Origin of the sequence: Helicobacter bizzozeronii (assembly GCF_900196775.1) — a bacterium.
Lineage (GTDB): Bacteria > Campylobacterota > Campylobacteria > Campylobacterales > Helicobacteraceae > Helicobacter > Helicobacter bizzozeronii.
The window spans coordinates 1-20,974 of the sequence record NZ_FZLB01000007.1 but is presented as its reverse complement, the minus strand read 5'-3'; the positions used below and the strand labels follow the sequence as shown (position 1 = coordinate 20,974).

Genomic DNA, 20,974 nt, shown 5'->3' with positions numbered 1-20,974 from the left:
TCACTTCACCACAAAATTCACTAACTTTTGGGGCACGACAAATTCTTTGACAATCTCTTTGGATTCGAGCCATTTTTGCACGCTGACTCTAGCCTCTTGTAAAAGCGTGGCGTTGTCCAAGTCCTTAGCCACCACAATTTCAGCACGCCTTTTGCCATTCACGCTCACTGCCATGCTGATTTGTTCTTGTTCTAATGCGCTTGAGTCCACGCTCAAGGGCTTAAAGTTGCGCCGCTCAAAAAGGCGTTGGGCAATTTCAGAACACACATGGGGGATGATGGGCTCTAAGATGTGGGTTAGAATGTAGTAGCCCTCGCTCCATAAATCGGGGCGTTCTGTTTTTTCTAGGGCATTGAGGGCTTCCATGCACGCAGCAATCAAAGTGTTAAAGGGGTAATGGGGCTGATCTTTTCCAAAGATGGCATGGCATTTTTGCAAAGCCACATGGATTTTTTGGCGGGCTTGTTTCTCTGCCTCGTTTAGATTTTGTGGGGTGGGGCATTTTGGGCTAGGCTGGGCTAGAAAAGATTTTTCATAAAAGCGTTTGATAAAACGCGCTGCCCCCTCTAGGGCTTTGTCATTCCACTCTAATTCTTTATTGGGCGGGGCGACAAAATGGATATACAGCCGTGCAATGTCTGCCCCGTATTTTTCTAAAATCTCTCTAGGGGTTACGATATTGCCCTTAGATTTGCTCATTTTCGCCCCATTTTTGAGCACCATGCCTTGCGTTGTTAGCGCACTGAAGGGCTCATTAATCTGAAGATAGCCCAAATCCCTCAAGGCTTTAGTAAAAAAGCGCGCATAGAGCAGGTGCAAAATCGCATGCTCGATCCCGCCGATGTATTCATCAACCGCCATCCAATAGGCCAGTTCTGGGGTGTCAAAGGCTTGTTTGTCCCAAAGTTCTTTGGGCGTGGTGTAACGCAAAAAATACCAACTGGATTGGAAAAAGGTATCCATGGTGTCGCATTCGCGCACGGCTTCCTGCCCGCACTCAGGGCATAGACAATGCTTAAAGGTTGGGTGTTTTTCTAAAGGGTTGCCCTCCCCATCAATGCACACATCTTCAGGGAGCAAAATGGGGAGATTTTGCACCTTTTCACACACCAGCCCACAATTAGGGCAATGCACTATAGGGATGAGCGCACCCCAGTAGCGTTGGCGTGAAATGCCCCAATCTTGTAAGCGGTAATTGATCACCAAATGCCCTAAGTTGCGTTCCTCAAACAAGGCACTTAATTTTTCTTTGGCTTGCGTGGTGCTCAGACCGCTGTATTCTTGGCAATCTTGCAAAATGCCCTCTATGCAGGGGACTTCTTGGTTAGCAATAATGGCTTTGATGGGGATATTTAAGAGTTTAGCAAATTCATAATCTCTAGGATCGCATCCGGGCACGCCCATTAACGCCCCGCTCCCATAGCCCTCTAATACAAAGTTAGCCACATAGATTGGGATTAACTCTTTGGTGAGCGGATGGATTGCCTCTAAGGGCAGGCTTACGCCCCGTTTTTCAAGCGATCGGGTGCGCATGTTGGTGTTTTGGATGTCTAAAATCTCTTGTTGGGTGGCAGGCTCAAGGGCATTTTGTTCTAAGAGGGTTTTAACAAGGGGGTGGGTGGGGGCTAGGGCGATGAAGGTCACCCCAAAAATGGTGTCTATGCGGGTGGTGAAAACCTCAATACCTTTTGCGCCGGTAAGTTGCGCGCTCTGAGAGGTGAGCTCAAAACTAAAAGCCATGCCTGCAGATTTGCCAATCCAATTTTCTTGCATGCGCAACACTTGGGGGGGCCAATGCCCTTTTAACACCTCCAAGCCCTCTAAGAGCTCCTCAGCATACTGGGTGATTTTGAGGTAGTATTGGGGCATTTCTTTTTGCTCGACCACACAATCACAACGCCAACATTTCCCATCGACCACTTGTTCGTTAGCCAAGACCGTTTTATCATTGGGGCACCAATTCAGCCACGCCTTTTTTTGGTAAATCAGCCCCTTTTGATACATCTGCAAGAAAAATTCTTGCTCAATTTTGGTGTAATGCGGATCGCAGGTGGCAAATTCCCTCTCTTTAGAAAAAGAAAAGCCAAGGGCTAAAAATTCCTCTTGCATTTTCAGCATATTGTCATAGGTCCAGCTCTTGGGATGGACTTTGTGCTTGATGGCGGCATTTTCAGCGGGCATGCCAAAGGCATCAAAGCCCATCGGGTGCAAGACATTATAGCCCATTTGGCGGTAATAGCGCGCCAAAGCATCCCCGATGGCGTAATTGCGCACATGCCCCATATGCACCTCCCCGCTAGGGTAGGGCAACATGCTTAGAATGTATTTTTTGGGCTGGCTAAAATCCTTGCTGGGTTCAAAGGCTTTTGTTTGCGCCCACACTTCTTGCCATTTTTTTTCAATTTCTTTAGGGTCATAGTGTTTCATTTAGTATTCCGTATCGGTATTTTTGGTGCTATCAATGATGAGCAGGATCAAGCAAAAGACATTGCTAATCAGCGCGCCAATCACCAGCACATAGGCAAAGATGATATTATTGAGTATCTGTAAAAACACAAAGGCAGGCAAGAGGTGCAAGAGCGCCACCAAAGAACCCCCCATCAGCTCAGAGGCAAATTGTTTTTGCACGCCAATTTTAAGCGTGGTGGCGATGAGATTAATAGCCATGGCTGTAAATAAGATCACAATATTAGGTTCGTATAAAAAACCTGCTAAAGAAGTGGTGCTTAACAAACTAAAGATCGTGAAGATCACCCGACCCCAATCCATGCCAATCCTTATATTGTGGTTTTAAAGCCGCCCATGCTCATATTGGCGGCGCAAACGCTCCTTTTCTTGCTTGCGCTTGAGTTTTTTTAATTCATTGTCATGGTAGCGTCCTAGATCAAAACCCAGTAACACCGCAATTCTAGGGGCTAGAAAAATCGAGCTATAAGTGCCCACAATCGTGCCCACCAGCATGGGCAAGGAAAAGCCCACCAAGATTTTAGAGCCAAAAATATAGAGCACCAAGAGCACCAAAAACACGGTCAGCGAGGTAAAAAGCGTGCGGGTGAGCGTGCTAGAGATGGCTTCATTGATCACGGCATTCAAATCGCTAGAACGCCTAGCCAACATGCCCTCACGGATGCGATCAAAAATAATGATGGTGTCATTGATGGAATAGCCAATGAGGGTTAAAAGTGCAGCGATCACCTCTAAATTCAGATCGATGTTAAAAACAATCACGCTGGTAGCCGTGATGAGGGTATCATGGACCAAAGCCAACACCCCAGCCAAAGCAAAACGCCACTCATAGCGGAAACTCACATAAATCATCATCGCCACGATCGCCAAGACTAAGGAGAGGATTCCTTTTTCACGCAACTCATCGCCCACCTTAGGGCCCACGCTATCTAGCTTGCGAATCTCAAATTGACCTAAGGGGGTTAAAATTTGGCTGATCTGTTCGCCTAAATCCTTAGTGTGGTTGGTGCTCAATAAAGGGATTTTGATCACCACCTCACTAGAAGAGCCAAACTCGCTCACCTGCACGCCACTAAAGCCTGCTTGCACAAAAGCCTTGCGGATGGACTCCAAAGGGGCTTGCTGGCTAAAGCGCACCTGTGCCACGCTCCCCCCAGCAAAATCCACCCCCAAATTAAAACCCTTAAAAAAGATCAGAGCCAAGCAAACCACCAGCACGGCAAGAGAAACCCCCAAACCCCACTTAGAATACTCCATAAAATTTAAAATGCGTGCGCGCTTAAAGAGTTCCATGCAAAGCCTTTTTGGGGTGTTTAACAGAGGTCTGCACCCCAAACCAAAAATACAGATTTTTCTTGCGCGAGAGTTTGGGCAAAATGGCTTGGTAAAAGCCCTGCGTGCCCACAATGGCAGTTAAGATCGAGGCTAAAATCCCAATCCCGGTGGTGAGCGCAAAGCCCTTAATGGGTCCTGTGCCATAGGCATAGAGCAAAAAGGAGGCGATCAAAGAGGTTAAGTTGGAGTCAAAAATCGCCCTAGAGGCGTTTAGATAACCTGAATACAGAGCTTGGGCGACACTCTCATTAGCCCGCAACCCCTCACGGATTCGCTCATTGATGATGATATTAGCATCCACTGCCATCCCCACAGTGAGCACAATGCCTGCCATGCCCGGCAAGGTCAAGGTTGCCCCAAAGAGCGCCATCACGGCAATAATCAAAAACAAATTCACAATCAAAGCCACGCTGGCGATCACGCCCGCCATTGCATAATAGACAATCATAAAAGCCATCACCATCATAAAGCCCCCAATGAGCGCCACGATGGAGGTTTTAATGCTATCCGCCCCCAAACTGGGCCCGATGATGCGTTTTTCTAACACCACAATGGGTGCACTTAAAACCCCACTTCTAAGTGCGATGGCTAAATCGCTGGCTTGCTCCACGCTAAAGCTCCCGCTAATCTGCCCGCTCCCCCCACCGATTCGCTCGCGGATATAGGGGGCTGAATAGACTTTATTATCCAAAACCACCGCCATGCGTTTGCCCACATTAGCCCCTGAGAAATCCCCAAAAATATGCGCCCCTTGGGCGTTCAGCGTGAAACTCACTACGGGTTGGTTATTTTGATCATAAACTACTTGTGCATCGGTGAGCATCTCCCCATCTAAAATGGGCACCGCCTTTAAGAGCAACTTGCCTGCTCTGTTGTCCGCATAGGGCAGCACCACATCGCCTAATTTTTGAATCTCCTCCTCGCTTAATTCATGCACATACGGGTCTTTTTCCTCATCAACTGCCATCATCTGCAAATGCGCAGATTTGGTGATGAGCTCCTTAGCTCTTTGCTCCTCTTGGATGGTTTTAATGCCGGGGAGTTGCACCAAAATCGCATCCTTGCCTTGTTGTAAGACTGTGGGTTCGGCTAGCCCGAATTGATCCAAGCGGTTTCTAATGGTGCTGATCACTTGGGCGATTGTTTGTTGGTGGAACTCTTGGATTTTGGGGAAATCTAGGCTCAAAGTGTAGTGATCTTGCTCGATAGAAACTTGCACGCCATCTTTGCGCAACCCCTCCAAAATTTGGTTGAGGGCTTTAACATCGTCTTTATCGGGTAGGTCAAATTCAACACCTTGTAAGGAGGAGCGCAAGTTTTGGATGAGTAAATTTTCTTTTTTAAAGGCGTAGTCTAAGGAGGCTGCCATAGAGCTGTATTTATTTTTCAAGGCTTCCTCTAGCTGCACGCCCAATAGCAAACTCAACCCCCCCCTTAAATCCAAGCCCAAAGTGATCTTGGGTCCCTTAGTTTGTAACAAACTGGGCAAAGAAAACCCCACCCCCACCACTAGGGCGATCAAAAAGGCCAAAAAACGCGTGTTGAAAACCCGTTTCAAAAGCTAGTTCTCTTTTTGTAAAGATACCTTAGAATCGCCCGACTCTTTTTCCAAATCCTCTAGTTTGTAGGCTACATGGTTTTTGGCTAACCTAACCTCTGTGTTGTCGTTGATCTTAACCTTAAAAAAGGCGCTTTCTGGTTTGATCACCTCACAGATCAAACCCCCTTGACTGACGATTTTATCGCCCTTTTGCAAATTGTCTAACATCTCTTTATGCTTTTTAGCCTGCACCCTTTGGGGGCGGATGATCAAGAAGTAAAAAATCAAAAAAAGCACCAATAAGGGCAAGAGAGAGGTTAAGAGCTCCTTAGTCTGACTCATCGCAATCCTTTTATATTAAAACCTAACATTATAGCCATTTTTCTTAATTTTTGGCTTTAGATAGGATTCTTGGATTTGGAAAACATGCCCAATACAAAGAGATAAAGCGTGCCTAAAACCCCAGAGATGATCGAGCCTAGTAAAATGGCAATCTTGGAGACCTCCATGCTCTCTTGGCTATTAAAGGCTAAATTAGAAATAAACATCGACATGGTAAAACCAATGCCAGCCAACATGCCCGCCCCCAAAATCTGCCCCCAGCCCACGCCATCAGGGCGTTTGGCAATGCGGAGTTTTTCGGCTAAAAAGGTGATTCCTAAAATCCCTATAGGCTTACCCACCACCAGCCCCAGCACCACGCCCCATAAGATTTCATCCACCCCAAAGTGCATTTCTTTACCCACATGCACCCCAGCATTAGCCAAAGCAAACAAGGGCATAATAAAGTAAGCCCCATAAGGGTGCAAGAAGTGCTCTAGCTTTTCTAGGGGGCTTTGTAGGCTCTTAGTGGTGTTTTGCAAGGCGTAGAGAATGTCGCGTTGATCTTGTTCTAAGGGCTTGTTGGCGTGGTAGGTGTGCGGATCGAAGGTTTGTTTGAAATTATCCACCAGTTGGGAAAACCCATGCACTAACTTTTTATCTTGGGGGACTTTAATGGGGATCGTAAAAGCCAGAGCGACAGCAGCAATGGTGGCATGCACCCCGCTACTATGTGTGGTGAACCAAAGAATTACCCCTAAAAGCAAATAGGGCCACAAGCTGCGCACCCCCATTTTATTGAGCAATGCCAACACCAGTAAGACAACCCCCGAGCCTACCAACCAGCCCACATGTAAATTGGTGCTATAAAAAATGGCGATCACCACAATTGCCCCCAAGTCATCGGCTACTGCTAGGGTAACTAAAAAGACCTTTAGCGATGTGGGGACTCTCTTGCCCAAAATCAAGATCACGCCCAGAGCAAAGGCAATATCTGTTGCCATAGGAATCCCAAACCCATGCGCGCTATTAGTGCCCGCATTCAGGCTATAATAGATGATCCCGGGGGCTAGCATGCCCCCTAGTGCGGCAATCACGGGGAAGGCAGCCTTTTGAAATCCGCATAATTCCCCGTATAAGACTTCTCGCTTGATCTCCAAGCCCACCATCAAAAAGAAAAACGCCATCAGCACATCATCAATCCACTGGCGCAAAGAGAACCCGATAAAGGTTCCACCAAAGGTGAAGCCCACTTTCGTGTGCCACAGCTCAAAATAATAGGTGGATAAAAAAGAATTGGCATAGATCATCGCCCACACGGCACTCACAAATAAAAAAATCCCACCAAAGGATTCGCTCTTAATAAAATCTAAAAATATATTCCTCTTGACTACCGAATCTGGCATGGCGATCCTTTCTTGTTTAAATCGTTTAAATTGGGCTTACCTCTATTTGGTTAGATAGGGCATAAATTAAGGCAGCTTGCACACGCTTTTGGGGGTAAATGCGCCCAACGCGTTCCTTATAACCCTGCACTTGTGCGCGGTTTGCCTCAAGGTTGCCCTCTCCACTTTTAAAATCTAAAATTGTGATCTGATCGCCCTCAAATAAGAGCATGTCCATGCGCCAAATATCGCGTTGGATTTTAAAGCCCACCTCAACCGCCATACGCCCTTTTAACAGCTCTAAAAATGAGGGGGCTTTTTGCAAGTGTTGGACACGCGCAAGCACCTTAGCAATCTCTATGCCCCCAAAGCCATAATGGTGGCTCAAATAGGCTTGCACTTCCTCCAAATGCACCCCATAACCATAGTGCAATTCTAGGGCTTTGTGCAAGATGATCCCAAAGAGCATGCCCAGCGCATTTTCCTCTAAGGGGGGTTCTTGTCTTAAATGATCGCTTTGTTCCCCAAAGGACTCTTGGCTCTCTAGCAAAGAGGGGGCTTGATCCCCACAAGATTTGGGCGCATCTTGTGGGGGCTCTTGTGTGCATGCCAAACTACCCCTTTGCAAGGGCTCAAGCTCTAGAGGTTTAAAGGCACTTTTGTCGGGCTTTTGGATGATGATTAAGCTGTGTTTAGCCCGTGTGCAAGCCACATAAAGGATATTAGTATTTTCGCGCTCTTGGGTTTTTTCGTATTCCTTAAGGGCTTGGTTGTAGTCCTCATCCACCAACTCCCTATGTTTTTGTTTGTAAAAAACCTGCATGGTGCCATGTTGGTAGGTGGTGAAAAACTTGTTGGTATTTGGGCGCACCCCACCTAAGCGATCCAACAAAATCACATGATCAAACTCCAACCCCTTAGATTTATGAATCGTCATGAGCGTGATCCCGTGTGTATTGCTCTGGCTAAAGGCGGGTTTTTCTTTCTCTAAGGCTTCTAAGAAGTCTGGGGCGTTGGTGTATTCTAAAGAGAGTTCTAGCAGGTGACAAGCCCCGGGGCTATATAGCTCCAATTCTTGCATGAGCGTAAAAAGATAGGGGCTTAATTCCATAAAGGGGGGCAAGGATAGGGGGGTATCTAAGTTTAAGCCCAACAATTTAAGGATACAGGCTTGGTAATAGGGTTGGTGCTTGGGGGTGGCTAGGGCGTGTTGGAGTGCATAGAGCATGATCTTGACTTCTTTTTGCGCCAACAAGCCCATGTCCGCATCGCTGACAATTTCTACCCCCTGCAATTCTTTACAATTTTCCCGCATCTCTAGCAAATAGTCTTTTAAAGCGCGCACATCGTCATTTTTAAAGCAAAGCAACGCAATTGTGCTAGGCGCAATCCCTGCTTTTAAGAGAGTCAGCACCTCTTGAAAAGCCACTTTTAGCATTTCTGCTTGCAAATCTGTTTTTTCAGAATGATTAGCAACTTGGATCACCTTGACATACCCCCCCTGTTTGTGTGCGGGGCTCTCTGGGGGCAATTCTTGGTATTCATAATCTTTAATGGGGAGTTTAAAACTCTCATTGACAAAATCCATGATGATTTTATCACTTCTAAAGTTATGGGGCAAGGATTGGGGGTGGAACCTCGTATCAGCACAGAGGCGATCAAATAAGAGGCTATAGCTCCCCCTAAAACCATAAATGCTCTGTTTGGAATCCCCGACTAAAAACACGCTCCGCCCTTCCTTTTGCCCCTTGCCCGCTAAGATTTCATCGATCATGGGTTTTAGGATTTGGTATTGCAAAATGCTGGTATCTTGGAATTCATCTAACAAGATATGGCGGATTTGCGTATCCAAACGGAAGTAAAAAAAGTTAGAAAAACTCTCCCAGTTGCGTTCTTCTAAGAGTTGGTAGGTTTTTAGGGCGATGCTGGCAAAGTCAAGATGTTGGGGGCTATGGGTATGCTTGTCGTAGCGATCTAATAGATCGCCTAGTTTTTGGAAAATCGTAGATTCTTTGAGGGTATAATACTCTTTGAGTTGCTTTAACAAGGCTTTAAACTTGGGGTCTAAATCTTGCAACTTGAATTTTTTAAAGTAGCGGTATTGCGAGCCTTCCATGAGGGGGTTTAAAGAGTCTTGCAAACCTTCTAAATCGGGCTTGAGTGCATTTGTGGCTATTTTGCCCTCCACACGGCTTAAAACCTCCAGTCTTAGGGCTTGCCAATTTTGCTTAAGCTGTTCTTGCAAGGTTTTTAAACTCTGCGCTTGGGGCGTGATTGCCAAATGTTTTTTCTTAATGCCTTGGTAGTAGAGTTCTAAAAAAGGTTCTAAGATTTGCACCATCCGCATGCTTTGGCTCAAATCTAGGGCTTGGGTGCAAAATTGCTCTAAGTCTTGCAATTCATGGGGTTTGAGCGTGGCGATAAAGGAATTGAGCTTGTCTTGATTGTCCAAATGCCCAACCTTAAAATGCGCGCTCACGCCCACAAAATAGCTGAATTTACGCAAGATTTTTTGCAAAAACGCATCAATGGTGGTGATTTGCAAGCGATCTTGTAAGAAACTTTGGTAAATGGACTCCATATGCGGGGCGATCATCTCTAGGGTGATGCCATATTTGTTTTCAAGCTCAGTGCTAAAAGAACTGCGGTTGGCATGGGGAAAGGTGCTGGGGTTTTGCAAATACGCTTGGCTCTCTGCTAGCAACTCTTGCAAGGCATTTCTAATGCGCTCGCCCATTTCAGCAGCAGCCTTATTAGTAAAAGTCAAGGCTAAAATTTCAAAAGCACTTGCGTTATTTTTAAACATTAATTTTTCTCTGAGCAGCGAGGCGACAAAACGCAAGGTGAGGTGGAAAGTCTTCCCGCTCCCAGCAGAAGCCCTTAATGCCAAAGATGAAAAATTGCCCCTAACCATCACACTCTCTTTAAGGTTTTAACAAATGATACTCAAAAAGCCTTAATTTAAAAAACGCCTTTCCCCCTTGCTTAATACCCTCCCTTAGCATGTCCATGTTATAATGAGAGATACAAATTAAAAAGAGAGTGCCATGCGATACATCAAGTTTTATCAAGAGCTCAACAACAGAGATATTGCCCTAGTGGGGGGCAAGAATGCCAGCATTGGGGAGATGTTCCAAGAGTTAGTGCCCAGTGGGATCAAAGTGCCTAATGGTTTTGCCATCACCAGCGAGGCGTATTGGTATTTGTTAGAACAAGGGGGCATTAAAGAGCAGATTGTCCAGCTATTAAAAAATGTGGATGCCACCGAGCTAGATGTGCTCAAAATGCGCTCCAAGCAAATCCGCGATCTGATCTTTGGCACTCCCTTTCCAGCAGATTTACGCGATGAAATCTTGCAAGCCTACAAAATATTAAGCGATGAATACAACATGCGTGAAGCCGATGTTGCCGTGAGGAGTTCGGCTACGGCTGAGGACTTGCCCGATGCCTCCTTTGCTGGGCAACAAGATACTTATTTGAATGTGAAGGGTAAGGCGGAGTTGGTGCATTATATCAAGGCATGTCTATCCTCACTCTTTACCGATCGCGCCATTAGTTACCGCGCCTCTCGGGGTTTTGATCACCTCAAAGTTGCCTTGAGCGTGGGCGTGCAAAAGATGGTGCGTGCGGACAAAGCCAGCGCGGGCGTGATGTTCTCCATTGACACCGAAACCGGGTTTCAAGATGCCATCTTTATCACCTCTAACTGGGGTTTGGGGGAGAGCGTTGTGGGGGGGTTAGTCAATCCGGACGAATTTTATGTCTTCAAACCCACGCTCAAAGCGGGCAAACAACCCATTATCAAACGCCAATTAGGGGATAAATCCCAAAAAATTGTCTATGCCTCTAGGGGGAGTGAGAGCCCCACTAAGAGCGTGGTTACCCCGGCGGATGAATATTATCGTTTTTCCTTGAGCGATGAGGATATTTTGAGTTTGGCACGCTATGCCGTGATCATCGAGGCGCATTATAGTAAGGAAGCCGGGCAATACCGCCCCATGGACATTGAATGGGCTAAAGATGGGGATAGTGGGGAGATTTTCATCGTGCAAGCCCGCCCAGAAACCGTGCAAAGCCAGCAGATGGAAAACCGCATCTATGAAAAATACCGCTTTAAAGATAAAGCACCTAAGGAGGTCTTGCTCACCGGTAAAGCCATTGGGAGCAAAATTGGTATTGGCAAGGTGCGTGTGATCAATAGCTTGGATCACATGAATATTTTTAAAGAGGGGGAGGTGTTGGTAACCGATAACACCGATCCGGATTGGGAGCCCATCATGAAAAAGGCAAGCGCGGTCATCACCAACAGAGGCGGGCGCACCTGCCATGCCGCCATTGTGGCGCGCGAAATTGGCGTGCCCACCATTGTGGGGGCAATCGGGGCAACTGAATCGCTTTATACGGGCATGGAGGTTACGATCTCTTGTGCGGAGGGCGAACAGGGCTATATTTATAGCGGTGCGCATGCCTTTGAGGTGGAACGCATCGCCTTAGACAATTTAAGCGAACCCAAAACCAAAATCTACCTCAACATTGGCAACCCCGAAAAAGCCTTTAAATTCTCCCAACTGCCTAATCACGGCGTGGGGCTGGCGCGCATGGAGCTTATCATGCTCAACCAAATCAAAGCCCACCCCCTAGCTTTGGTGGATATGCACCACAATAAGAGCGTGCCCGATCGCGAAAAGATTGAAAGCTTGATTGCAGGGTATGAGGGCCCTAAAGACTTTTTCATCAAAAAGATCGCTGAGGGGATGGGCATGATCAGTGCGGCGTTTTATCCTAAACCGGTCATCGTGCGCACCAGTGATTTTAAATCCAACGAATATATGCGCATGCTGGGCGGGGGTGCCTATGAGCCCCATGAGGAAAACCCCATGTTAGGCTTTAGGGGGGCGAGTCGTTATTATTCGGACCTTTATAAAGAAGCCTTTGGCTGGGAGTGCGAGGCATTGTGTTTGGTGCGTGAGCAAATGGGGCTAACCAACATGAAAATCATGATCCCCTTTTTGCGCACCATTGAGGAGGCTAAAAAGGTCTTAGAGATTTTGCGTAAAAATGGGCTAGAGTCTGGCAAAAATGGGCTAGATATTTATATCATGTGTGAATTGCCCGTGAATGTGATCTTAGCCGATGACTTTTTAAACCTCTTTGATGGTTTTTCCATTGGTTCTAATGATTTAACCCAACTCACGCTGGGCGTGGATCGGGACGGGCAGTTAGTCAGCCATGTTTTTGATGAACGCAACCCGGCGATGTTGGAGATGTTTAGGCGCGCCATTGAAGCATGCCAAAAACATGGCAAGTATTGCGGGATTTGCGGGCAAGCTCCTAGCGATTATATTGAGGTAGCCGAATTTTTAGTCAAGCATGGCATTAGTTCCCTCTCGCTCAATCCCGACTCGGTCATCACCACTTGGGAGCGGGTTGCTAAATTAGAACAAAGTTTGCTTTAATGCCCTCTTTGCTCTTGCTCTCCAGTGCTTGCTATGGGGGCACATTTTTAACCCATGCCCTAGAGACTTTGCAAGATTTTATTAAACAACACCGCCTAGAGGGGCAAACCTTGGGCTTTGTGCCCTTTGCCAGCGTGTTAAAAGATCATAAAACCTACACCCAAGAGGTGCAAGAAGCCCTTAAGAGTTTGCCCGTGCAGATTGTGGGCGTGCATAGCGATTTAAGCCTTTTGGATCGGTGCGGGGGGTTTTTAATGGGCGGGGGGAATAGCTTTAAACTCTTGCACGATCTCTATACCTACAATCTATTAGACAAGATCGCCCAAAGGGTCAGGCAGGGCGTGCCCTACTTGGGTTGGTCAGCTGGGGCTAATGTGGCCACTCCTAGTATCCACACCACCAATGACATGCCCATCATCTATCCCCCCAGTTTGAAAGCTCTTGATCTTTTCCCCCACCACATCAACCCCCACTTTGTGGGGGGCAAACACCATCAAGGTGAGAGCAGGCAAGAGAGATTAGCCGAGTTTTTAACCCTCAACCCCCACAGCGTGGTAAATGCCCTGCCCGATGGGGCTTGTTTGTGGGTGCAAGGGGGGCAAGCACGCTATTTACACCCTCATAACGCCCCCCTCTACCAAATCACACACCCTTACAACGCCACACCCTTAAGCTCGGGAGCCACTTTTGGGCTTTGAGGGGCAAAAATTATTGGTGATTCGCAATGACAAGTTAGGCGATTTTATGCTGATCTTCCCCGCTCTTGCCATGCTCAAAAAGAGCGCGCCTAAGTTACAACTCATCGCCCTCGTGCCCGCATACACCGCCCCCATCGCGCAAAATTGCCCCTATTTAGATGGCGTGATCCTTGATCCGGGCAAACAAGCCAGCAAGCAGGCTAAACAAGATTTGCTGGCACGCATTAAAACCCACCATTTTGACTATGCCATTAACTTTTTTTCTAACGCCTATAACGCCCTATTGGTGTGGCGGGCTAAAATCCCCCACCGCCTAGCCCCAGCGACCAAATGGGTGCAGTTTTTTTACACCCACCGCCTCACCCAACGGCGATCGCGTTCGATCAAACCCGAATTTGAATACAATTTGGATCTGGTCCGTTTTTTTCTCAAAGGGCAGAGCGCACCGATTATAGAGCCCCAAGCCCCCTTTTGGGTGCTAAGTCCAAAGATTTTAGCCAAACAAAAAGAAAAACTAACCCAAGAGCTAGGGCTGAGTGCCCAGCCTTGGGTCTTTTTGCACGCCGGATCGGGGGGCAGTGCCCCGACTTTGAGCCTAGAACAATATGCCCAGCTTGCCAACACGCTTTTAGAGCACTTTGCTATCGAGCTGATTTTAAGTGCAGGACCCACAGAGGGCGCACTGGCACGCCAACTAGCCAAGATGATCGCCAAACCAGTAACAATCTATGAATCCCAACAAGGCTTGCTCGATTTTGCCCACTCTTTGGCATGCGCTAGGCTCTTGATTTGCGGATCAACTGGTCCTCTACACTTGGGGGCAGCCTTTAATGTCCCCACTTTAGCCTTTTATCCTAGCCATGCCACCTCTAGTGCGCTGCGTTGGCAACCCACCAACACGGCACATTTGGGCTTTTCAAGCCCAGTAACCCCAGCTAATGACTTAAGCGGACTAAAAATCCCCACCGATCAGGTCTTAGAATTCGTGCAAGGTGTCTTAACCCCATAGCCCCATAAAACAACCTAGATTGTTGCCAATCCCTTAACTAAGACTAGCAATCATCTTCTTAATCTTGTCTTGATAGGCTTTGCGTGCTTGGAGGGCTTGCTGCATATCCACTTGTTTAAAGCGCACTTTTTGGTTGGGTGCAAATTGCCCCATGTGATCCAAATCACAACTAATGACCGTACAATACATCGCAAACCCGCCCCCACTGGGCGCATCTCGTTGCAAAACGATCGGCTCATTGCCCCCGGGGGCTTGCATCGAGCCCACTGGGTAGCAAGCATCGGCGATATTGCTCGGATTAGAGCCCGCCCCAAAGGGCTGGGGTAAATCTTTATAGGTGAATTTCTGCCCGTTTTTAAAGCGATAACCCAAGCGATCCGCCTGCGTAGAAACCACAAAGGTATCGCTAAAAAGATTTTCCAAACTTTGATCTGTGAGCTTGTAATCTTGCAACCCCAAGATCACCCGCAAGGACTCCACCTCTTCTAAATGCAGATGAAACTCAGAGGCTAGGGCTTTTTGGCTGGGTTTGCCTGTGGGCGTGCCAATTTGCAACACATCGCCTGCTTCTAATTTTCTGCCCTTAAAGCCCCCAATGCCCCCTAACGGGTAGGTCGATTTAGAGCCCATCACCACCGGGACATCAATCCCCCCAGCCACAGCAATATACGCCCGCGCGCCTTTTTTAAAATAGCTAAAACTGAGTTTATCCCCAGCCCCCACCTTGATCGCTTGGTTGCTGGGCATCTCTTTGCCATTCACTAAGGGCGTGGTGTGCGCCCCCGTAACAGCAACATAGCTTTCTTTTTCAAATTCTAATTCTGGGGGCATTAAAGCTGCCTCTAAGGCAGCGGCGTTTTTGTCATTACCCACCAAGATATTAGCCGCAATGAAGGAAGCTTGATCGAGTGCGCCCCCGGGAGGGATACCCAAATGGTAGTAACCATAACGCCCCAAATCCTCTACATAGGTGGCAATCCCAGGCTGTAAAACTTTAAAAGAACTCATTTTAGCACCTCCAAGATTTTTTGGTTGTAGGCTTTGGGGTTTGCCTGCCACTCTTTGAGAGAAAAAGGCACAGAGTGGATGGGTAGATCAAAAGTGCCTGTCTCCACTTCTTTAACATATTGGTCGTATTGGGCGGGCGTGCAGGGGGTGAATTTGATGATGTCCCCGGGGTTTAAAAACACCATGCTCTCTTTAAAATAGGGCAATCTTTGCTCGGGGTCCCACACGGGCGCAGGCGTGATCCCCATCATCTGATACCCCCCACCCCCACGCACAGCATAAACACAGCCAAAGCACCCCCCATGCCCGATGGTGAGTTTGGGCGTATCAATGCGTGCAACTGGGTATTTAGGCACTTCAATTTGGGCTTTGCGATCCACGAGCTGGTAAAGCCATGGCAGCCCGGCTACAAAGCCGATCATGCTCACAAACCAAGGGCTTTCTGAATGGGCTTTAATAAAAGCCTCCACACTCTCATACCCATTGATTTGGCGGGCGTATTCAATATCGCTCATATTGGGATCAAGAGTGGACCCGGGCTCTCTGCACTGGTGGTTATTGCGGAAACGCATTTGGCATTCATGGGTATAGGGGTCGTTGTAAAAAACGGGCATTTCAATCAAGCGGGTTTGGATTTCTGTTTGTGCGCCCACGACTTCTTTTTCTAAAGATTTTAAAATCTCTAGGGCTTTTTGGTAGGGCAGAATATCTGGGTTAAAGGCGATCATGTAAGAAGCATTAGCCGGGCAAATCTCGGTGATGCCCTCTATCTGCATCGCCCTTAGCTTGTTGCAAATCGCCATCGCTAGAAAAAATGCCTCCAAAGACATCCCATCCTCGCTCACCTCCACATACAAGAAAGTATCGCCTCCAAAACTATATCTAAACGCCATTTAGCCTCCTAGTTTGTAGCTTTCTAAAAAGTTGATGTCATAATCCCCCCGTTGGACATGCGGATTCTCCACAAGTTCCTTAAAAAGCCCGATCGTGGTCTTGACCCCCTCAATTTTGAGCTCATTTAAAGCCCGTTTGAGTTTGCTAAGAGCAAACTCGCGGTTTTGATCATAGACGATGAGTTTAGCAATGAGCGAGTCGTAAAAGGGCGGGATGATACGCCCATTAAAGAGCATGCTGTCTAGGCGCACCCCCGAGCCAGTAGGGCATTGTAACTTGGTGATCTCCCCGGGGCTGGGGAAAAAATTATTGCTTGGATCTTCAGCGTTGATTCGCACCTCAATAGAATGCCCCCGCAAAGAAATGTCCTCTTGTTTGTAAGTCAGAGCCTCCCCATCAGCAATGCGTAACATCTGGCGCACCAAATCAATCCCAGTTACCATCTCCGTAATGGCGTGTTCGACTTGGATACGGGTATTCATCTCCAAAAAGTAAAACCCCTTGCTTTGCGTGTCATAGAGAAACTCCAAAGTCCCCGCTCCCTTGTAGCCCACATCAGCAGCCATGCGTGCCGCACTCGCACATAAAGCCTCTCTAGTTTGGCAATCTAGGCTGGGGCTGGGAGCTTCTTCTAGCACCTTTTGCCTACGCCGTTGCAACGAACATTCGCGATCGTATAGGTGGATCACCCGCTCACCATCGCCTAATACCTGCACCTCAATGTGTTTAGCACCTTGCAAGTATTTTTCCAAATACACCCCGCCATTCCCAAAAGCCGCCTGCGCCTCGGCTGTGGCGATGTCAAATTGGGTTTTTAAATCCCCCTCATTTGCCACCAACCTAATCCCCTTGCCCCCGCCCCCGGCAATGGCTTTAATGAGTAGGGGATAGCCAATTTTGGACGCTTCTTGCAATGCCTGATCCACATTTTGCAAGACCGGACTATTTGGCATGGTGGGCACTTGGCTTTTTTTAGCCTGTTGCAAAGCTTTAGCCTTATCGCCCATCATTTCAATGAGTGCGCTAGAGGGTCCTACAAAAATGATCCCCGCTTCCTCCACCCGTGCCGCAAACTTAGGATTCTCGCTCAAAAAGCCATATCCGGGGTGAATCGCATCCACTTGGGCTTGTTTGGCAATCTCTAAGACTTTATCAATATTAAGATAACTCTTGTGTGCCAAATTTTCCCCCACGCGGTAAGCCTCATCGGCTAGCTGGGAGGCTAGATTCCCCTGATCGGCATCGGTGTAAATGGCGACCGCCTTCATGTTGAGCTCATGGGCAGCTTGGATAATACGCACCGCAATTTCACCCCTATTAGCGACCAAAACCTTTTTGATTTTTTGCGGTTTATATCCCATATTTCACTCCACCACAAAGAGCACATCGCCCGGATTGACAAATTGTTCGTTCTCTGCCCTGATCTCTACGATCTTGCCCTTGGCTCCAGCCTTGATCTCATTAAAGGTTTTCATCACCTCCACTAGACATACAATCGTGTCTTCATTGACCTCAGAGCCCATCTCCACAAAGGGGGCGGCGTCCGGGTTGGGTTTGCGATAAAAGGTCCCCGGAATAGGGCTAATGACTTCTTTCATGTTTTCTCCTTTAAGCTTGATGGATAATGGGTTTTTGGATTTTAATGCCCTTTTCCTCTAAGAGCGTGCGCGTGGCTTTTATCAAAGAGAGTGCCCCGGGGGTGTCGCTGTGGATACACACCGAGTCAAAATCTACGGGAATGATCTTGCCGGTTACACCCTGCACCGTGCCCTCTTTGCAGGCTTGCAAGACTTTATTAGCGACTTCCTCAGGAGTGTAGGCGCGCGCCCGGCGCACCATCACCAACTGCCCATCATCGCCATAATCGCGATCCCCGTAAAACTCACGCACAAAGGGGTGTTTGAGCTCCTTTGCCACGGCATGCGTGATTGTGTTTTCCATGCAATAGATAGGCAAATGCGGGTCAATGGCGTGCAAGGTTTTAATGAGTTCTGTAGAAAACTCGCGATCCTTGCTGGCGTGGATATACAAACTCCCATGGGGCTTAAAATGGTGCAACTTGCCCCCTAGAAAATGCACAAACTCCCGCAGTGCGCCTAGCTGGTAAAGACAATCATTGGTGAGTTCTGTAGGATTAGCCACAATGTGCCTGCGCCCAAAGCCCACCAAGTCCCTAAAGCCCGGATGCACCCCGATCTGCACGCCCTGCTCTAGGGCATTTTGCACACTATGGCGCATGATATTAGGATCGCTGGCATGGAAGCCCGCAGCAATATTGCAACTGCTAATGAGCTTCATAATTTTATCATCTACGCCATCGCCAATAATCCATGGTCCAAAACATTCCCCCATGTCGCTGTTTAAATCAATGTGTTGTTTCACTTGTATCTCCTCTCTAAAGTTGTTGCGCCATTGTGGCACAAGAATCACAATCAAAGAGAAGGGGCGGGCTTTTTTGGATTGGAAGCCATTGATTTTGGTTTTGCTGTGGCTTTTAGTAACAAGATAAAGGCAGAATACTTGGGTTGGGGTGTGTATTTATAAGTTAGAGTTAATTTTATTTGTGCTACAATCCCGTTCTTTTTTGGCGGAGTATGGCGCAGCCTGATTAGCGCGCACCCTTGGGGTGGGTGAGGTCGTGGGTTTGAATCCCGCTACTCCGACCATTTCAACGCTTCCCATGGATAAGTGTTTTTCGATCAGCCAAAGATTTTTCCTCTTGTTTGTCTTGTTTGACTTGCGGTGTGCAATGGCAACAACCAGCTAGCACAAAAACAAAACTGGCTAAACACAAGGACTCTTTCATGCCCTACTTTTCACCTTGCAAGAGTGATTTTTCTTGCACGGCGGGTTTATTCCCATCGGCTTGGTGTTGTTTGGCACCATCTTGCGACTCGTGTGGGTGGTTTTTGGGTGCGCTCCCCTCTTGGTGGCAAGCAACTAGACCTAGGGCGAGCAGAGCAGACAAGAAAACATTTTTCATAGCAATCCTTTAATAAAAATGAATCGCCATTTTAACACTCATTGGTAAAGATCTGTTGAATCGCGGGCAATTTTGGGTGATTTTACGGGGAGCCTAGAATCAAGCCCTTAAAACGCTCGCCAAAACCCTCGGGACTAATGAGCGATCGGGCTTTGAGGGCTTCTTTGGAATAGAGGGTAAAGGGGGTGTTTTGTTCTAATAATGCCAAAAGCTGGGTTAGTCCCATTTTAATAAGAGTTGCGCTCTGTGTCCCGTAAAAAAGCGTGTGGGCTCCTTGTTTGTGTAATAGCTTTTCTAAAAGCTGGAAATTGACATCATAGGTCAAATCCACTTGTTGGTAATAGCCCTCTAGGTTGGCTAAAATATCTGCAAAGTCTAGCACTCTGTGCTGGGTATAAGCCCTCAGATCCACGCCCCCGCGTGCGCCATATTGCCCATAATCAAAACTAACCAATACCCATTTTGGGCTTGCTTGCAAACTAGAGATCAAATCTTTAATGTAGCCCTCCCATGTGAGGGGCACACAACCTTTAAAAGAGGCGATCTGTTCTGGTGGGTGTGTGTGGGATAAAAAATCTAAGATGGCTTGACTAAGGGGTCTCCAGATGGGCTTAGAAGAATCGATATAGAGCATTTGGGAGTCTTGGACAATCTCACAAGGGAAACTATCCCATAATTCATTGCAATAAAGAAATGTGCTTTTTTGGAGGTGGGGTTTTAGTGCCTCTAGGTTAGGCACACAGATCAAATCTGCATGGATTTTTTGGAGTCGTTGTTGTTGTAGGGTGGCTAATGTGCTCAAGGGCTCCACGCTTAAAAAGGTGGTGTGCTCTAAAACGCCACAACTCAGATCGCGCAAGAACAACACCACATCTTGCAACAAATGCCCCTCCCCCGTGCCAATCTCCACTATGCTTAAGGGCAAATCCAAAACCCCTTGTTCTAAGAGAGATAACACATAAAAGGCTAAGGTCCCTCCAAAACACCGACTCGCACTCACGGAGGTATAAAAGTCCCCCTGTGCCCCAATTTTAGCAGTTCTATAATAGCCCTTTGTGCCATAAAGCCACTCTTGCATCAACGCACTAAAAGTTTGCATAGATCTCCTATCATTGGTGTGTTCTCATGTTAGCTAGAATGCTCTAATTTGCCAAATTAGCTGATCTTTTGTTAAAATAAAGCACCTTGTCATAGAAAGCTATGTATGGAATTGCCGGCGGATTTGTATTTTAACCGCGAACTCTCATGGTTGCGTTTTAACACGCGGGTATTAGATCAGGTTTGCGATGGGAGCTTGCCCCTTTTGGAGCGGCTGAAATTTTTAGCCATCTATGGGACAAATCTAGATGAGTTTTACATGATCCGTGTGGCGGGCTTGAAACACCTCTATGATCACAGCGTGGTGCAAGAGGGCTTGCAAATGGGGCATGGCAAGCAATTAGAATGCATCCGCAGTTATCTGGTTACCGAACAAAAAATCGTGCAAGAGCAGTTTTTGCAACTCAAAGAGAAATTAGCCCAGCAACATTTGGTGATCAAGAGTGTTGAGGAGTTGAGCACCAAGAACACCGAGAAACTGCGTGCCTATTTTGATAATTATCTTTACCCAGTTGTTGTCCCCATCATTTTAGACCCCCTTCCCTTTTTTGGGCAATTTGAGTTTTGGGCTCATTTTGGGCTTGCAACATACCAGCTATGCCCATAAAGCCTATGGGATCATCAAAATCCCCGCGCTTTTAAAACGCTTTATCCCCGTAGAAAAGGGCGTTTTTGTGCCGGTGGAACAGGTGGTCAAGCAATTTGCCCCCTTGCTCTTTGAAAAACACAGCGTTTTAGAGAGCATGGTTTTCCGTGTTACATGCGATGCGGACATGGAGAT

The 20,974-nt window shown here is 47.3% G+C and carries 19 protein-coding genes, 1 tRNA gene and 1 pseudogene; 6 read left to right on the top strand and 15 right to left on the bottom strand.

Translation table 11 applies throughout. The features are described from left to right. Genes leuS through C5684_RS01125 form a run of 7 tightly spaced genes read right to left on the bottom strand, consistent with a single transcriptional unit; the run spans position 1 to position 9,961 of the window. Positions 1 to 2,427: a leucine--tRNA ligase gene (gene leuS, locus C5684_RS01155; protein WP_104639158.1), complete on the bottom strand. Its 2,427-nt coding sequence runs from the start codon at positions 2,425 to 2,427 to the stop codon at positions 1 to 3. Further along, complete coding sequence (locus tag C5684_RS01150) at positions 2,428 to 2,769, bottom strand: DUF6394 family protein (RefSeq protein WP_006016525.1); 342 nt, start codon at positions 2,767 to 2,769, stop codon at positions 2,428 to 2,430. It lies immediately after the preceding gene. A 21-nt stretch (positions 2,770 to 2,790) separates the two neighbouring features. Further along, positions 2,791 to 3,759: a protein translocase subunit SecF gene (gene secF, locus C5684_RS01145; RefSeq protein WP_104639157.1), complete on the bottom strand. Its 969-nt coding sequence runs from the start codon at positions 3,757 to 3,759 to the stop codon at positions 2,791 to 2,793. Further along, positions 3,746 to 5,359 (bottom strand): protein translocase subunit SecD, encoded by a 1,614-nt coding sequence (gene secD, locus C5684_RS01140; protein ID WP_199764456.1) that lies wholly within the window; start codon positions 5,357 to 5,359, stop codon positions 3,746 to 3,748. Before secD ends, secF begins: the two co-directional genes overlap by 14 nt. Positions 5,360 to 5,362: 3 nt before the next feature. Further along, positions 5,363 to 5,683, bottom strand: a complete 321-nt coding sequence (yajC, locus tag C5684_RS01135) for a preprotein translocase subunit YajC (protein ID WP_104639156.1) — start codon at positions 5,681 to 5,683, stop codon at positions 5,363 to 5,365. A 56-nt stretch (positions 5,684 to 5,739) separates the two neighbouring features. Next, positions 5,740 to 7,068: a sodium/proton antiporter NhaA gene (gene nhaA, locus C5684_RS01130; protein WP_104639155.1), complete on the bottom strand. Its 1,329-nt coding sequence runs from the start codon at positions 7,066 to 7,068 to the stop codon at positions 5,740 to 5,742. Between the two features lie 25 nt (positions 7,069 to 7,093). Beyond that, positions 7,094 to 9,961, bottom strand: a complete 2,868-nt coding sequence (locus tag C5684_RS01125) for a RecB-like helicase (RefSeq protein WP_104639154.1) — start codon at positions 9,959 to 9,961, stop codon at positions 7,094 to 7,096. 133 nt (positions 9,962 to 10,094) lie between these two features. Between C5684_RS01125 and ppsA the strand changes: the two genes are divergently transcribed. From ppsA to C5684_RS01110, 3 genes are read left to right on the top strand one after another with little or no spacing between them, the layout of a single operon-like run. Next, a complete protein-coding gene (ppsA, locus tag C5684_RS01120; protein WP_104639153.1) occupies positions 10,095 to 12,503 on the top strand; it encodes a pyruvate, water dikinase in 2,409 nt (802 codons plus the stop codon). Beyond that, positions 12,503 to 13,201, top strand: a complete 699-nt coding sequence (gene pepE / locus C5684_RS01115; RefSeq protein ID WP_104639152.1) for a dipeptidase PepE — start codon at positions 12,503 to 12,505, stop codon at positions 13,199 to 13,201. Before ppsA ends, pepE begins: the two co-directional genes overlap by 1 nt. Further along, positions 13,191 to 14,210 (top strand): glycosyltransferase family 9 protein, encoded by a 1,020-nt coding sequence (locus tag C5684_RS01110; RefSeq protein WP_104639151.1) that lies wholly within the window; start codon positions 13,191 to 13,193, stop codon positions 14,208 to 14,210. The genes pepE and C5684_RS01110 overlap by 11 nt, the downstream gene beginning before the upstream one ends. A gap of 33 nt (positions 14,211 to 14,243) precedes the next feature. Here the strand turns inward: C5684_RS01110 and C5684_RS01105 are convergent, their stop codons facing one another. The 5 genes from C5684_RS01105 to pxpA are packed head-to-tail and all read right to left on the bottom strand — an operon-like array spanning position 14,244 to position 18,494. Next, complete coding sequence (locus C5684_RS01105) at positions 14,244 to 15,218, bottom strand: 5-oxoprolinase subunit C family protein (RefSeq protein ID WP_104628859.1); 975 nt, start codon at positions 15,216 to 15,218, stop codon at positions 14,244 to 14,246. After that, a complete protein-coding gene (locus tag C5684_RS01100) occupies positions 15,215 to 16,111 on the bottom strand; it encodes a 5-oxoprolinase subunit B family protein (RefSeq protein WP_104638771.1) in 897 nt (298 codons plus the stop codon). The genes C5684_RS01105 and C5684_RS01100 overlap by 4 nt, the downstream gene beginning before the upstream one ends. Next, positions 16,112 to 17,473, bottom strand: a complete 1,362-nt coding sequence (locus C5684_RS01095; protein WP_104639150.1) for an acetyl-CoA carboxylase biotin carboxylase subunit — start codon at positions 17,471 to 17,473, stop codon at positions 16,112 to 16,114. A gap of 3 nt (positions 17,474 to 17,476) precedes the next feature. Continuing rightward, positions 17,477 to 17,710 carry an acetyl-CoA carboxylase gene (locus tag C5684_RS01090; protein WP_104639149.1) on the bottom strand — a complete coding sequence of 78 codons (234 nt, stop codon included), beginning with the start codon at positions 17,708 to 17,710 and terminating at the stop codon, positions 17,477 to 17,479. Positions 17,711 to 17,720: 10 nt separating this feature from the next. Beyond that, positions 17,721 to 18,494: a 5-oxoprolinase subunit PxpA gene (pxpA, locus tag C5684_RS01085; protein WP_104639148.1), complete on the bottom strand. Its 774-nt coding sequence runs from the start codon at positions 18,492 to 18,494 to the stop codon at positions 17,721 to 17,723. 206 nt (positions 18,495 to 18,700) lie between these two features. On the opposite strand from pxpA, the gene C5684_RS01080 reads away from it, so the two are divergent. Next, a tRNA-Pro gene (locus C5684_RS01080) sits at positions 18,701 to 18,778 on the top strand. A gap of 2 nt (positions 18,779 to 18,780) precedes the next feature. Here C5684_RS01080 and C5684_RS09240 read toward each other — a convergent pair. From C5684_RS09240 to C5684_RS01075, 3 genes are all read right to left on the bottom strand, one after another. Then, positions 18,781 to 18,918 carry a hypothetical protein gene (locus C5684_RS09240; protein WP_006016545.1) on the bottom strand — a complete coding sequence of 46 codons (138 nt, stop codon included), beginning with the start codon at positions 18,916 to 18,918 and terminating at the stop codon, positions 18,781 to 18,783. A 3-nt stretch (positions 18,919 to 18,921) separates the two neighbouring features. Further along, positions 18,922 to 19,095: a hypothetical protein gene (locus C5684_RS09235; RefSeq protein ID WP_199764455.1), complete on the bottom strand. Its 174-nt coding sequence runs from the start codon at positions 19,093 to 19,095 to the stop codon at positions 18,922 to 18,924. An 82-nt stretch (positions 19,096 to 19,177) separates the two neighbouring features. Then, a complete protein-coding gene (locus tag C5684_RS01075) occupies positions 19,178 to 20,194 on the bottom strand; it encodes an SAM-dependent methyltransferase (protein WP_104639147.1) in 1,017 nt (338 codons plus the stop codon). Positions 20,195 to 20,299: 105 nt separating this feature from the next. On the opposite strand from C5684_RS01075, the gene C5684_RS01070 reads away from it, so the two are divergent. Both C5684_RS01070 and C5684_RS09395 read left to right on the top strand, forming a co-directional pair. Continuing rightward, complete coding sequence (locus tag C5684_RS01070) at positions 20,300 to 20,800, top strand: polyphosphate kinase (protein WP_233708611.1); 501 nt, start codon at positions 20,300 to 20,302, stop codon at positions 20,798 to 20,800. Continuing rightward, positions 20,769 to 20,974: pseudogene (locus tag C5684_RS09395) on the top strand (RNA degradosome polyphosphate kinase); the annotation flags it as partial. The gene C5684_RS01070 and the pseudogene C5684_RS09395, both read left to right, overlap by 32 nt.